This is a genomic window from Trujillonella humicola, from assembly GCF_046233715.1.
Taxonomy (GTDB): domain Bacteria; phylum Actinomycetota; class Actinomycetes; order Mycobacteriales; family Geodermatophilaceae; genus Trujillonella; species Trujillonella humicola.
This window is the reverse complement of sequence record NZ_JBJNRJ010000012.1, coordinates 72,852-86,238: the sequence shown is the minus strand read 5'-3', so window position 1 is coordinate 86,238 and position 13,387 is coordinate 72,852. Positions and strand designations below refer to the sequence as shown.

The window sequence follows — 13,387 nt, the reverse complement described above, 5'->3', positions numbered from 1 at the left end:
ACGCGTTGCCGGTACCCAGAGTACCCAGTACCGTCGGTTACATGAAAGTCGAGGCGGTGACCGACTCGCTGGAGGACGAGGTGACCACCGGCAGCGAGCGCCGCTCGTTCGAGCGGCCCACCGCCGGCGAGCGCCGCGAGCCGGAGCCCCCCGCCCGCCGGAGTGGGCACTCCGGCGGGAAGACGGCGGGCCGGGACCGGCGCAGCTCCCGCTGGGACGAGCACCGGCGCGCCCGCCGGGAGCAGCTCGTCGACGCCGCGCTGGCCGCCGTCGCCCGGCACGGCGCCGGGGTCGGCATGGACGAGATCGCCGCCGCGGCCGGCACCAGCAAGACCGTCGTCTACCGGCACTTCGCCGACCGCGGCGAGCTCTACGTCGCGGTCTGCACCCGGGTCGCCGACCAGCTGACCGCACGGCTGCGCGAGGCGATGACCAGCAGCAGCGACCCGCGGTCGATGGTCGCCGCGGCCGTGGAGACCTACCTCGCCTTCCTCGAGGCCGATCCGGAGCTCTACCGCTTCGTCGTCCAGCACCCGCTGCTGGACCGGCCCGTCGACGCCGATCCGATCACCACGCTGTCCGACCTCGTCGGGAACCAGGCGGCCGCCCTGGTGGCCGCCGCGCTGACCGCCGCCGGCCGTGACCCGGCACCGGCCGGGCCGTGGGGCCACGGCCTCGTGGGCCTGGTCCGCTCGGCCGCCGACTGGTGGCTGGCCGCCGAGCGACCCATGGTCCGGGCGGATCTCGCCGCCCACCTCACCGAGCTCGCCTGGGCCGGCCTCGCCGGTGTGCTCCCGGGCACCCGCCCCGCCGACCCCGTCCCCGCCGTCCCCGAGGCCCCCGGCCCCGAGTCCCAGGAGGACCAGTGACCCAGTCCCTGCCCCGAAGCGTCGACCCGGCCCGCCTGCAGGAGGTGCTCGACGGCCGCTGGTCGCACGTCCGGCGCGACGCGCGCGAGCAGCTCGGCGACCCGGAGTACGCGCCGGTCTACGGCGAGTCGATGCAGGAGGCCCGCGACCGGATCAGCCGGCTGGCCGCGAAGCTGGCCGGCACGGGCCGGGTGGGCCTCGGCTTCCCCAAGGAGTACGGCGGCGAGGCGGACGCCGGCGGCTCGGTGACCTCGATCGAGATGCTCGCCTTCGGCGACCTGTCGCTGATGGTCAAGGCCGGCGTCCAGTGGGGGCTGTTCGGCGGCGCCGTCCAGCTGCTCGGCACCAAGCGGCACCACGACGCGTACCTGCCCGACATCATGAGCTTCGCCCTGCCCGGCTGCTTCGCCATGACCGAGACCGGGCACGGCTCCGACGTCCAGCAGCTGCGCACCACCTGCACGTACGACCCCGCGACGCAGACGTTCGACCTGCACACCCCCCACCAGGCCGCGCGCAAGGACTACATCGGCAACGCCGCGCAGGACGGCCGGATGGCCGTCGTCTTCGCCCAGCTCGTCACCGGTGGCCGCAACCACGGTGTTCACGCCTGGCTGGTCCCGATCCGGGACGCCGGGGGTGCCCCGATGCCGGGGGTGACCATCGGGGACGACGGGCCGAAGGCCGGCCTGCTCGGCGTGGACAACGGGCGGCTGAGCTTCGACCACGTGACCGTTCCGCGCGACATGCTGCTGGACCGCTACGGCCAGGTCGCCCCCGACGGCACCTACACCTCGAGCATCGAGAACGAGACCCGCCGCTTCTTCACCATGCTCGGGACGCTGGTCCGCGGTCGGGTGAGCGTCGGCAGCTCGGCCGGGTCGGCGACCAAGATGGCGCTGGACATCGCCGTCCGCTACGGCGAGGTGCGCCGCCAGTTCGCCGCTCCGGGACGTGACCGGGAGATCGTGATCAACGACTACCTGGTGCACCAGCGCAAGCTGCTGCCGGCGCTGGCGACCTCCTACGCGCTGCACTTCGCGCAGGAGGAGCTGGTCGGCACCATGCACGACGTCCAGACCGCGGTGCACGAGCACGGCGAGGAGGTGGACGAGGCCGCCCAGCGCGAGCTGGAGTCGCGGGCGGCCGGGCTCAAGGTGGCCAACACCTGGCACGCGACCCGCACCATCCAGATGTGCCGCGAGGCGTGCGGCGGCGCCGGCTACCTGGCCGAGAACCGGCTGCCGCAGCTCAAGGCCGACACCGACGTCTTCAGCACGTTCGAGGGCGACAACACGGTGCTGCTGCAGCTGGTGGCCAAGGGCCTGCTCACCGGCTACCGCGACGCCTTCGGCTCGCTGGACGGCTGGGGCAGGGTGTCCTTCTTCGCCGACCTGGTGCGCGAGACGGTGCTGGAGCGCACGGCGGCCCGCGGCCTCATCGCCCGGCTGGTGGACGCCGTCCCCGGCCGCGACGAGGAGGTGCCGCTGCTGGACCGCGGGTGGCAGCTGAAGCTCTTCGAGTTCCGGGAGAAGCACACGCTCGAGGGCGCGATCCGCCGGCTGCGCCGCAACTCCGAGACCGAGGGCATGGAGCCCTTCGACATGTTCAACGACGTGCAGGACCACGTGCTGCGCACCGCGCAGACCCACATCGACCGGATCGTGCTGGAGGCCTTCGTTGCCGGCGTCGAGCGGGCTGCCGACCCCGGCGCGCGGGCGCTGCTGTCGTCGGTCTGCGACCTGTACGCGCTCACGACGATCGAGGCCGACAAGGGCTGGTTCCTCGAGCACGGCCAGCTGACCCCGGCGCGCTCGAAGGCCCTGACGGCAACGGTGAACCAGCTGCTCCGGGAGCTGCGGCCGCACCTGGTGACGCTCGTCGACGCGTTCGCCATCCCCGCGGCGTGGAAGAACGCGGCGATCCTCGACGAGGAGGCCGGCCGGCAGGAGGCCATGGCCGCCCGGGACGCCGAGCTGCGCGCCGCGACGGGCAGCACGCCGCCCGGGGACACCGCCACCTCGGTCGACGTCCCCCCGGGCCAGTAGCCGGCCCCCCGTCGAGTCGCCTCCCCGCCGGAATGGCCATTCCGGCGGGGGAGGCGACTCCCGTCAGGCCGGCTGGATGTTCTGGTTGCCGCGGAAGGTGTTCTCCGGGTCGTAGCGGCGCTTCACCTGCTGCAGCCGGGCGTGGTTGGCGTCGCCGTAGGCCGCCCGGATCCGGTCCTGCCCCTCGGCCCCGATGAAGTTCAGGTAGGTGCCGCCGTTGGTGTAGCGGGCGACGTCGCGGCGGAACGCGTGCACCCACTCCACGTTGGCGGCGTCGTCGACCGGGTCCGACCAGGTGGCGAACGGATGGGTCACCCACCGCGCCGATCGGTGGCTCAGCGGGGTCGCGTCGTCGGGCACCCTGGCGATCGCCCCGCCCCACGCGACCATCAGCTGCTGGGTCAGCGGCGACACCCGGTCGGCGCCGTACTTGACGAAGACGTCGACGGCGTCGTCGGGCATGGCGTCGTGGTAGTCCCCGCTCCAGTACTGCCGCAGCCCCGGCGGGTCGTCGATCATGCACTGGAAGTCGGCGTAGGGCATCGGTGCGACGAGGTCGACCTCCGGCCGCAGCTCGCGGAAGGGGCGGGTGGCCTCCATCCCGTCGTCGACATCCCCGGCCCACAGCAGCGCGATCGCGGCCAGCGTCGTGCCCTGCAGGTGCTCGGGCACGAACGGCTCGGGCGGACCGGTGAGGAAGACCAGGGCGTTGCCCAGCCGCTCGTCGGCGGTCTCCATCAGGTCGCGGAACGCCAGCGCCAGGTCGCGGCCGACGCTGCCGGGCCACAGCTGGAGACCGGCGAGCACCGTCGGCCCCAGCGGGTGCAGGTCGAACGTGAACGACGTGGCGACGCCGAAGTTGCCGCCGCCGCCGTGCAGCGCCCAGAACAGATCGGGCTCCTCCGTGGCACTCGCCGTGAGCCGCTCCCCCGCCGCCGTGACGAGGTCGACCGAGCGCAGGTTGTCGCAGGTCAGGCCGTAGCGCCGTTCCAGCCAGCCGGAGCCGCCGCCGAGGGTCAGCCCGGCCACCCCCGTCGTCGACACCCGCCCGCCGGTGGTGGCCAGGCCGTGCTCCTGGGTGGCCCGGTCGAACCGGCCCCAGGTGACGCCGGCGCCGACGGTCACCGTGCGTTCGCCGGGGTCGACCGCGACGTCCTGCATCGGCCGGACGTCGACCACCAGCCCGCCGTCGTTGACGCTGAACCCGGCGACCGAGTGGCCGCCGGCGCGGACGGCGACCGCGAGCCCCTGCTCTCGCGCCAGGCGCAGGGCGTCGGCGACGTCGTCCGGCGTCGCGCACCGGGCGATGACCGCCGGCCGGCGGTCGATCCCGGCGTTGAACACGGCGCGCAGCTCGTCGTAGCGCCCGTCGGTGGGCCGGATGAGTTCCATGACGTCGCTCCCCTGGTGCTCCTCCCCCCGCTCCGGACCCCCGGCACGCTCCTCCTCCCCGCCGGCGTGCCGCCAGAGACCGAGTGCCCCGTCCGGGTGGCGGCGCGCGCGGCGGGGGCCGACGCCGGCCCGCCCCACCCGAGGATGGGCCGCGTGAGCACCCTCGCCGCGGCCGCGGAGACCCTGCGCGTGCCACAGGCGGTCGACCTGGCCGCGATCGTCGTCGGCGCGCTGACCGGCGGGTTGCTCGCCGCCCGCGAGGGGTTCGCGGTCTCCGGCGTCCTGCTGCTGGCGATCAGCGGCGGGCTCGGCGGCGGGCTCATCCGCGACGTCCTGCTGGCCGAGGGGCCGCCGGTCGCGCTGACCAACGAGGCCTACCTGCCCACGGTGGCCGTCACCGCGATGGTCACCTTCTTCTTCTCCGGCTGGCTCTCCCGCCTCACCGGCCTGCTCGTCGTCCTCGACGCCGTGACGCTCGGCTTCTTCACCGTCATCGGGGCGCAGAAGGCCCAGCTGGCAGGGCTGCCCAACGCGTCGGTGATGTTCATCGGCACGCTGACGGCGGTCGGCGGGGCCGTGATCCGCGACGTGCTGCTGGCCCAGCGCGCCGACATCGTGCAGCCGGGGCCCTACAACGCCGTGGCCGCGCTGATCGGCGCGGCCGCGCTCACGGTGCTCGCCGGACCCGCCGGGCTGCCGCCGCTGCCGGTGGCCGCGATCGTCATCGTCCTGGTCGCGGCGCTGCGGGTGCTGTCGGTGTGGCGCGGCTGGGAGGCACCGGTCGCCGTCGACCTCCCGCACCGGGCCCGGACGCACCTGGGCCGCATCCGGTGGCGACGCCGCCGCCGGCCACCGGAGGGCGGTCGGCGCGGGGCTCGGTGAGGATGGACCGCATGCCCGACCGCACGCACGACCTCGTCGTCTACGGCGCCTCCGGCTTCGTGGGGGAACTGCTCGCCGCCTATCTCGCCGGGGCCGCCCCCGCCGACCTGCGGATCGCCCTCGCCGGGCGCTCGGCCGACCGGCTGGCCGCCGTCCGCTCCCGGCTGCCGGAGGCGGCGCGGGACTGGCCGCTGGTCGAGGCCGACTCGACCGACCCGGCGGCGGTCGCCGCGCTGGCCGAGGGCACGCGGGTGCTGGCGACGACGGTAGGCCCCTACGCCCGGTACGGCCTGCCGGTGGTCGAGGCGTGCGCCCGCGCCGGCACCCACTACGCCGACCTGACCGGCGAGGTGCTCTTCCACCGGGACGCGATCGCCCGCGCCGACGCCCCGGCGAAGCAGTCCGGCGCCCGGATCGTGCACTCCTGCGGCTACGACTCCATCCCCTCCGACCTCTCGGTGCACCTGCTGGCCGAGCGCGCGCGGGCCGACGGCGCCGGCGGCCTGACCGACGTCCGGCTGGTGGCCACCGCACGCGGCGGGCTCAGCGGGGGCACGATCGACTCGATGCGCGCCCAGGTGGAGGCCGTCGGCCTGGACCGCTCGCTGCGCCGTGTGGTCGGTGACCCGTTCGCGCTGAGCCCCGACCGCTCCGCCGAGCCCGGCACGAAGCAGCCGCCGGACGCCGCGCCGCCGGCCCGGGACGGGGAGGGCCGCTGGACCGCGCCGTTCGTCATGGCCTCGTACAACACCCGGGTGGTGCGCCGCAGCAACGCGCTGCAGGACTGGTCCTACGGCCCCGGCCTGCGCTACGGCGAGGTGATGGGCGCCGGCCGCGGCCTGACCGGCGCCGCCACCGCGATCGGCGTGACGGCGGGGCTGGCGGGCGCGCTGGGCGCGATGTCGTTCGGGCCGACCCGCGCGCTGCTCGACAAGGTGCTGCCCGGCCCTGGCAGCGGGCCGTCCGAGCAGACCCGGGAGCGCGGCTTCTTCCGGATGACCGTCGACGCGACCACGGAGTCCGGCCGCCGGTACCGCGCGACGGCGGCGGGACAGGGCGACCCGGGCTACAAGGCGACGGCGGTCATGCTCGGGGAGAGCGCGCTGGCCCTGGCGCTGGACGGCGACCGGCTGCCCGCCCGCGCCGGCTGCCTCACGCCCGCCACCGCCCTCGGCGACGTGCTGGTCGACCGCCTCCGCGCGGCCGGCCACACCTACGAGGTCGCCGCCCTCTGACGAGATCTGCACACTCGTCGGCATCAGGGCCTGATGCCGACGAGTGTGCAGATCTCGTCGAGGGGTCAGGGGTCGACGCGGAGGGCCAGCAGGGCGACGTCGTCCTCGGCGTCGGGCAGGAACAGCCGCTCCAGCACGCGGTCGCACAGCTCGTCGAGCGCGAGCCCGGCCGACTCCCGCAGCACCGCGGCCAGCTGCGCGGTACCGGTGTCGAGGTCGCGGTCGCGGCGCTCCACGAGGCCGTCGGTGTACAGCAGCAGGGTGCTCCCGGCCGGCAGGACGACGCGGCTCTCCGTGCGCGGCGCCGACCCGTCCACGCCGAGCAGCAGCTCCCCCGGCGCGTCCAGCACCCGGACGTCGCCGTCCGGGGACACCACCAGCGGCGGCGGGTGGCCGGCGTCGGCCCAGCACAGCTGCACCGCGCCCGGCGGGAGCCCGGCCGGGCGCTCCAGCCGGGCCACGACGGCCGTGGCCATGACCTCGGGCGCCAGGCCCGCCATCGCCCGGTCCAGCCGGGTGAGCACCTCGGCCGGGGGCGCCCCGCTGGAGTGGCTGATGCCGCGCAGCAGCCCGCGCACCTGCCCCATGGCCGCCGCGGCGTGCCGGTCGTGCCCGACGACGTCGCCGATGGCCAGCACCGTCGTCCCGTCCTCCTGCGGGAACGCGTCGTACCAGTCGCCGCCGATCTCGGCGCCGGCCGCCGCGGGCACGTAGCGCACCACGATCCGGCACCCGGCCACCTCCGGCGGGGCGGTGAGCATGCTGTGCTGCAGCGCGTCGGCGAGGTCGCGCTGCTGGGCGAACAGCCGCGCCGAGTGCAGCGCCAGCCCGGCCCGGCGGCCCACCTCCACCGCCGCCTCCACCTCGGCGGCGTCGTGCGGGCCGCGCTCGGGGCCGTTGAACAGGCCGAGCGCACCGATCGTGCGACCGCGGGCGACCAGCGGCACCACCGCGCCGCCCTCCATGTCCAGCCGCTCCAGCGCCCGGCGGGTCGCGGGGTCGGGCAGGGCGCGGTGGATGCGGGCGGCGTCGATGTGCGGCAGGACCAGCGGCCGGCCGGTGCGGGTGACCACGCGCGCCGTGGCCTCGTCGCTCATCACCGCCACCATGGCGTACACGTAGTCGGCCAGCTCCGCGGCGCGCGCGGGGTCCCGGTGCGCCGAGGCCAGCTGCTGCATCCGGCCCTGGTCGTCGGTGACCACCAGCCAGCACCAGTCTCCCAGGGCCGGCACGACGAGCTCGGCCAGCTGCGCCACCTGCCTCGAGATGTCCAGGTCGCCGGAGAGGACCCGGCCGACGTCGGCGAGGAGCTGCAGCCGCCGGTTGGCCGCGTCCCGCTCGGCGTCGGCCCGTAGCCGGGAGACGCTCAGGGCGATCTGCGCGGCCAGCGCCTCCAGCAGGTCGACGTCCTCGTCGGCGAGGCCGTGCGGCGTGTCCCAGACGACGACGTAGCTGCCGAGCAGCCGACCCTCCACCCGCAGCGGCAGCGCGGCCAGCGCCTGCGTGCCCAGGACGTCGTTGATCTCGGCCAGCCGGGGGAAGCGGGCCTCGGCCGCGGCGCGGTCGGCGAACAGCAGCCGCTCGCCGGTCTCGGCGGCGTGCCCGGTGGGCAGGTCGGTCCCCGAGGGCAGGACGACGCCCTCGACGGGCGGCCGTCCGCCGGCCGCGTCGGCGACGGTGCCGGGCGGCCGCCGGGTGAGGTGCAGCCGCAGGCCGCCGTCGGGCTCCCGGACGGTCAGGCCGCCGGCCGACGCGCCCAGCACGGCCGCACCCCGCAGCGCGACCTCGGCCAGCTCGGGGACGGCGGTCGCGCCGGCCATCTGGGCCGCGACCTCCGCGATCGCCCCGGCGCGCTGGACGGCGGCCATCCGCCGCTCGGACTCCGCGCGCGCCTCGGTGACGTCGAGGATCGTGCCGACCATGCGCACCCGCTCGCCGCGGACGTCGCGCACCGCCCGGCCGCGCGACACCGTCCAGCGCACCGACCCGTCGGCCCGGATCACCCGCGACTCCAGGGAGTACTCGCCGCTGCCGGCGTCGGCCCGGGTCATCGCCTCCCGGACGGCGGCCAGGTCGTCGGGGTGCACGCCGGACCGCAGCACCTCGTCCAGGTCGCCGTCGGCGAGGGCGACGTCGCGACCGAAGATGGCCGCGCACCGCTCGTCCCACGACACGGTCCCGGTGCGCAGGTCGCGCTCCCAGATGCCGACGCCGCTGGCCTCCAGCGCGATGTCGAGCCGGGCCGCGGTCGTGCCGATGGCGGAGCGGGCGGCGGAGAGCTCCAGCTCGGCGACGACGGAGGCGGCCAGCTCCTCGAGCAGCGCGCCGCCGTCCTCCGGCCAGCGCCGCGGCGTCGCGTCGTGGACGGCGAGGACGCCGACGACGAACCCCGAGGCCGAGACCAGCGGCACACCGAGGTAGGCGGCCACCTCGCCGGAGGCGACGGCGGGGATCGCCGCCACCCGGGGGTCGGCGGCGGCGGCGGGGACCACCAGCGGGCGGCCGGAGCCGACGGTGAGGGCCGACAGCGGCCCGGTGAGCAGCGCCCGCCCGCCCACGGCGCCGGCCGGCAGGCCGTGGCCGCCGACGACGGTCTCCCGGTCGGTGTAGAGGGTGACCGTGGCCCGGGCGGCCCCCAGCAGCCGCGCGGCCAGGCCGGAGAGCCGGTCGAAGGCCGCGGGCCCCGACACCTCGACGGCCAGCCGGCGGGCGGCTGCGATCCGGTGCGGGTCGGCCAGCGGGTCGGGGAGGGACGCCGGGCCGGCCACGACTCCTCCTCGGTGCAGCCTCCGCGGCCGCCCCCCGGCCGCGACTCGCACCATGCTGGCACGCGGGGGCGGAACGAGATCGTCCGACGCGCGCCGCGGTCCTCCCCCGCTCGGGTGGGCGCACCCGGGCCGCGGTCAACCGCCGGGCCGCACGGTCCGATGGGACGGCATGACGGCGATCCGCTCCTGCAGCACGCTGCTGCCCGACTGCCGTCCCCTGCTCGCCGACCCCGACGACCTGACGCTGGTGTTCCAGCCGATCGTCGACCTCGCCGCCGCCCGGGTGGCCGGCTACGAGGCGCTCTCCCGGTTCCCCGGCACCGCCTCCCCCGAGGTGTGGTTCGCCGCGGCGCACGACGCCGGCGTCGGCCCGGAGCTCGAGGCCCTGGCGCTGCACAAGGCGCTGGCCGCCCGCGTCGACCTGCCGCCGGACACGTTCCTCACCGTCAACGTCAGCCCGCACCTGCTCGGCACCCCGGTCGTCGGGGCGGCGCTGGACTCCGTGCCCGACCTGCGGCGGGTCGTCGTCGAGCTCACCGAGCACGCCGTGGTCGACGACGTCCCCGAACTGCGCCGCCAGGTCGACCTCCTGCGGGCCCGTGGCGCGCTGATCGCCCTGGACGACGCCGGCAGCGGCTACTGGGGGCTGCGGGTGCTGACCTCGGTTCGCCCGCAGCTGGTGAAGCTCGACCGGTCGCTGGTCAGCGACGTGGACGGCGACCCCGCCCGGCTGGCCCTGGCCGAGATGGTGGGCGACTTCGCCGGCCGGATCGACGCCCGGCTGCTGGCCGAGGGCATCGAGACCCCGGCCGAGCTCGCCGCGTTCACCCGGCTGGGCGCCCCGCTGGCCCAGGGGTGGCTGCTGGGCCGGCCCGCGCCGCAGTTCCGGCCACTGGCGCCGGAGGTGGAGCGGCTGGTCCGCGCGCACGTCGCCCGCGCCCGGCTGACCGACAGCGTGGCCGGGTTGGTCCGCCCCGTGCGCCAGGTGGCCGCCGGCGACGCGGTACCCGGGATCCCGCCCGCCGTCCTCGTGACCGACGACGGCGAGCCCCTCGCCCTGCGGCTGGGCGACCCGCGGACCGGGGAGTGCTACACCGCGCCGGTGTCGCTGCGGGTGCCGCCCGACGCCGACGTCCGCCAGACCCTGCAGCGGGCCCTGACCCGCTCACCGGGCCAGCGCTTCGACCCCGTCGTCTGCACCGACGCCCGCGGCGCGGTGGTCGGCCTGCTGCGCGTCGAGGACCTGGCCGGCGCCTCCTGAGCGGAGGGGGGGGGGGGGGGGGGGGGGGGGGGGGGGCGGGGGGGCGGGGCGCGCGGGCGGGGCGGGGGGGGGGGGGCGGGGCGGCGGCGGCCCCCCCCCCCCCCCCCCCCCCCCCCCCACTCCGCTCAGGCCGACGCGTCGGTCAGCAGCGTGCGCTCCTCGTCGGTGAGCGCGAGGTCGAGCATCGGCAGCAGGTCGGCCAGCCAGCGCAGGGCCACCGCGGCCGGGGGGACGCCGTGCGCGCCGGCGACCTGCGCCAGCGCCTCGAGCACCCGGTCGCCCCGCTCGCCGACGTAGGCGGCCGCACCCCGCGCCCGCGGCGAGTCGACCCGCTCCCCCGCCCGGTACTTGCCGGTGAGGAAGCCCTTGGCCAGCCCGAAGTAGGGGAAGCAGCCCAGTCCGGCGCCGGCGACGACGTCGCGCAGGCCGTCCTCGTAGACCGCCCGCTCCACCAGGTTGTAGTGCGGCTGCAGCGCCACGTAGCCGGTCACGCCGAGCCGCTCCGCGGTGTCCAGCGCCTCGGTGAGCCGGGCCGCGGAGTAGTTGGACGCCGCGGCGTAGCGGACCGTGCCGGCCTGCACGAGGTCGTCGAAGGCCTGCAGCGTCTCCTCCAGCGGCGTGCCGTCGTCGTCGTAGTGGGCGTAGTAGACGTCGATCCGGTCGGTGCGCAGGTTGGCCAGCGAGCGCTCGGCGGCGGCCCGGATCTCGGCGGCCGACAGCGGGCGCTCCTTGCGGCCCGGTGAGGCCTTCGTCGCCACGACCACCCGGTCGCGCCGCCCGCCGGCCGCCAGCCACGCTCCCAGGATCTGCTCGGACCGGCCGTCGCCGTACATCTCGGCGGTGTCGACCATGGCCAGCTGCGTGCCGGGCACCGCGTCGACGAACCGGTCGAGCAGGGCGTGCGACGTCGGCTCGTCCGCCGTCCACCCGAAGACGTTGGCACCGAGGCACAGGTCGCCGACGACGAGGTCGGTCCGGGGCAGCTGGGGCACCCGCCCACCGTAGGTGGGGGTGTGCCCCGACGCCCTGGGACGGCTGTGACCTGCGGGGCTGCGCATCCCCCGCGCACCCCCTGCGGACCCCCCACAGTGGCGGGATTCCGGGCAGACATGGCAACGTGCGCTCCCGGTCCGCCACTCCCGGCTCGTCCGGCGAGGAGACGGAACCGTCCGTACCGACCGGACGCCGACACCGGTGCCGGCCACACCCCACTCGAGAGGACCCCCGTGAACAAGGCCGAACTCGTCTCTGCCATCGCCAAGCGCGCCGACGTGCCCTCCGCGACCGTCGACTCGGTGCTCGCCGGGCTCCAGGAGGAGCTCGTCGACGCCATCACCCGCGGCGACAAGGTCACCATCTCCGGCCTGCTGACCGTCGAGCGCTCGCAGCGCTCCGCCCGCACCGGCCGCAACCCGCAGACCGGCGAGTCGATCGAGATCCCGGCCGCGAACACCGTCAAGGTGTCCGCCGGCTCGAACCTCAAGAAGGCCGCCAGCAGCGTCCCGGTCTGAGTGAGGACCCCCGTGCTCCCCACCGCTCGCACGCTCGCGGCGGGCCCCGGCACGGGGGCCGACGTGCGTCGTCCTCCCCCACCGCACACGGTGGGGGAGGACGCGCCGCGGTGAGGGAGGACGACGGCGTGCGGAGGGAGACCGCGTGACGGAGCTGACGGTGGACGCCGACCCCGCCGAGGTGGGCCTCGACGCCGCACGGCTGTCCCGACTGGACCACCGGCTGGCCCGGTTCGTCGACGAGGGCCGCCTGCCCGGCTTCCTCGTGACGGTCGCCCGGCACGGGCGGCTGGCGCACGTGGGCCGCTCCGGCCGGCGGGACGTCGAGCGCGGCCTGCCGGTCACCGACGGCACCCGCTGGCGCATCTACTCGATGACCAAGCCGATCACCTCGGTGGCGGCGATGTCGCTGTACGAGGAGGGCGCCTTCCAGCTGACCGACCCGATCAGCCGCTGGCTGCCGGAGTTCGCCGGGACCCGCGTCTACGTGGCCGGCTCGGCGACCCGACCGGTCACCGCCCCGCAGGTCGAGCCGATCCGCGTGTGGCACCTGCTCACCCACACCTCCGGGCTCACCTACGGCTTCCACGAGGCGCACCCGGTCGACGCCATGTACCGCGCCGCCGAGCACGGCTTCGGCACCCCGCCGGGCGCCGACTCGGCCGAGGTCTGCCGGCAGTGGGCGGAGCTGCCGCTGGTGTTCCAGCCGGGCAGCGAGTGGAACTACGGCGTCTCCACCGACGTGCTCGGCCGGCTGGTCGAGATCTGGGCCGGCAAGCCCCTGGACGAGGTGTTCGCCGAGCGGGTGTTCACCCCGCTGGGCATGACCGAGACCTCGTTCGGGCTCCGCCCCGGCGACGACCCCGACTCGCTGGCGGTGCTCTACGGCGCCGTCCCCGGCGAGCCGGAGCCCACCTTCGCGCCGCTCGAGGCGGCCGGCGCCGCCGCGCACCGGAAGCCGGCGTTCCTCTCCGGCGGTGGCGGGCTCGTCTCGACCGCGGCCGACTACCTGCGCTTCGTCGAGTGCCTGCGCCGCGGCGGCGCGTACGACGGCGGTCGGGTGCTGGGCACGCGGACGCTGGCGCACATGGTCCGCAACCACCTGCCCGGCGGCCAGGACCTGGAGACCTTCGGCCGACCGCTGTACGCCGAGACGCCGCTGCGCGGGGTCGGCTTCGGGCTCGGCTTCTCGATGGTGATCGACCCGGTCCGCTACGGCGTCGTCGCCAGCCCCGGCGAGTACAGCTGGGGCGGGGCGGCGTCCACGACGTTCTTCGTGGACCCGGTCGAGGACCTGACGGTCACCTTCTACACGCAGCTGCTGCCCTCGAGCACGCTGCCGATCCGGCCCTACCTGCGCTCGCTGGTCCACCAGGCGCTGGTGTGACGGTGTGGAGGAGATCCGTGGGCGTCACTCCCAC

The 13,387-nt window shown here is 76.1% G+C and carries 10 protein-coding genes; 7 read left to right on the top strand and 3 right to left on the bottom strand.

Features of this window, described 5'->3' with window-relative positions:
• Positions 1-41 precede the first annotated feature (41 nt).
• Complete coding sequence (locus ACK586_RS09025; protein ID WP_409330136.1) at positions 42-869, top strand: TetR family transcriptional regulator; 828 nt, start codon at positions 42-44, stop codon at positions 867-869.
• Positions 866-2,917, top strand: a complete 2,052-nt coding sequence (locus ACK586_RS09020; RefSeq protein ID WP_409330135.1) for an acyl-CoA dehydrogenase family protein — start codon at positions 866-868, stop codon at positions 2,915-2,917. Before ACK586_RS09025 ends, ACK586_RS09020 begins: the two co-directional genes overlap by 4 nt.
• Positions 2,918-2,980: 63 nt before the next feature.
• Here ACK586_RS09020 and ACK586_RS09015 read toward each other — a convergent pair whose 3' ends face one another.
• On the bottom strand, positions 2,981-4,309 hold the full coding sequence (locus ACK586_RS09015; RefSeq protein ID WP_409330134.1) for an FAD-binding oxidoreductase: 1,329 nt from the start codon (positions 4,307-4,309) through the stop codon (positions 2,981-2,983).
• Positions 4,310-4,462: 153 nt separating this feature from the next.
• On the opposite strand from ACK586_RS09015, the gene ACK586_RS09010 reads away from it, so the two are divergent.
• Together ACK586_RS09010 and ACK586_RS09005 are read left to right on the top strand one after the other, a co-directional pair.
• Positions 4,463-5,191, top strand: coding sequence for a trimeric intracellular cation channel family protein (locus ACK586_RS09010; protein ID WP_409330133.1), 729 nt, complete (start codon positions 4,463-4,465; stop codon positions 5,189-5,191).
• Positions 5,192-5,202: 11 nt separating this feature from the next.
• Positions 5,203-6,426, top strand: a complete 1,224-nt coding sequence (locus ACK586_RS09005; protein WP_409330132.1) for a saccharopine dehydrogenase family protein — start codon at positions 5,203-5,205, stop codon at positions 6,424-6,426.
• A 65-nt stretch (positions 6,427-6,491) separates the two neighbouring features.
• Here ACK586_RS09005 and ACK586_RS09000 read toward each other — a convergent pair whose 3' ends face one another.
• Positions 6,492-9,194 carry a SpoIIE family protein phosphatase gene (locus ACK586_RS09000; RefSeq protein ID WP_409330131.1) on the bottom strand — a complete coding sequence of 901 codons (2,703 nt, stop codon included), beginning with the start codon at positions 9,192-9,194 and terminating at the stop codon, positions 6,492-6,494.
• A gap of 169 nt (positions 9,195-9,363) precedes the next feature.
• On the opposite strand from ACK586_RS09000, the gene ACK586_RS08995 reads away from it, so the two are divergent.
• Positions 9,364-10,455: an EAL domain-containing protein gene (locus tag ACK586_RS08995; protein ID WP_409330130.1), complete on the top strand. Its 1,092-nt coding sequence runs from the start codon at positions 9,364-9,366 to the stop codon at positions 10,453-10,455.
• Between the two features lie 125 nt (positions 10,456-10,580).
• Here the strand turns inward: ACK586_RS08995 and ACK586_RS08990 are convergent, their stop codons facing one another.
• Positions 10,581-11,447, bottom strand: coding sequence for an aldo/keto reductase (locus tag ACK586_RS08990; RefSeq protein ID WP_409330129.1), 867 nt, complete (start codon positions 11,445-11,447; stop codon positions 10,581-10,583).
• Between the two features lie 234 nt (positions 11,448-11,681).
• Here ACK586_RS08990 and ACK586_RS08985 point away from each other — a divergent pair, with 234 nt between their 5' ends.
• Both ACK586_RS08985 and ACK586_RS08980 read left to right on the top strand, forming a co-directional pair.
• The gene (locus ACK586_RS08985) at positions 11,682-11,966 is read left to right on the top strand and encodes an HU family DNA-binding protein (RefSeq protein ID WP_409330128.1); all 285 of its coding nucleotides are present in this window, start codon (positions 11,682-11,684) and stop codon (positions 11,964-11,966) included.
• Between the two features lie 145 nt (positions 11,967-12,111).
• Positions 12,112-13,353 (top strand): serine hydrolase domain-containing protein, encoded by a 1,242-nt coding sequence (locus tag ACK586_RS08980; RefSeq protein WP_409330127.1) that lies wholly within the window; start codon positions 12,112-12,114, stop codon positions 13,351-13,353.
• Positions 13,354-13,387: the final 34 nt, after the last annotated feature.

Bases quoted from the DNA above. Each gene is read 5' to 3' on its own strand.
- ACK586_RS09015 (WP_409330134.1), bottom strand. From the start codon at position 4,309: ATGGAACTCATCCGGCCCACCGACGGGCGCTACGACGAGCTGCGCGCC.
- ACK586_RS09005 (WP_409330132.1), top strand. From the start codon at position 5,203: ATGCCCGACCGCACGCACGACCTCGTCGTCTACGGCGCCTCCGGCTTC.
- ACK586_RS08995 (WP_409330130.1), top strand. From the start codon at position 9,364: ATGACGGCGATCCGCTCCTGCAGCACGCTGCTGCCCGACTGCCGTCCC.
- ACK586_RS09025 (WP_409330136.1), top strand. From the start codon at position 42: ATGAAAGTCGAGGCGGTGACCGACTCGCTGGAGGACGAGGTGACCACC.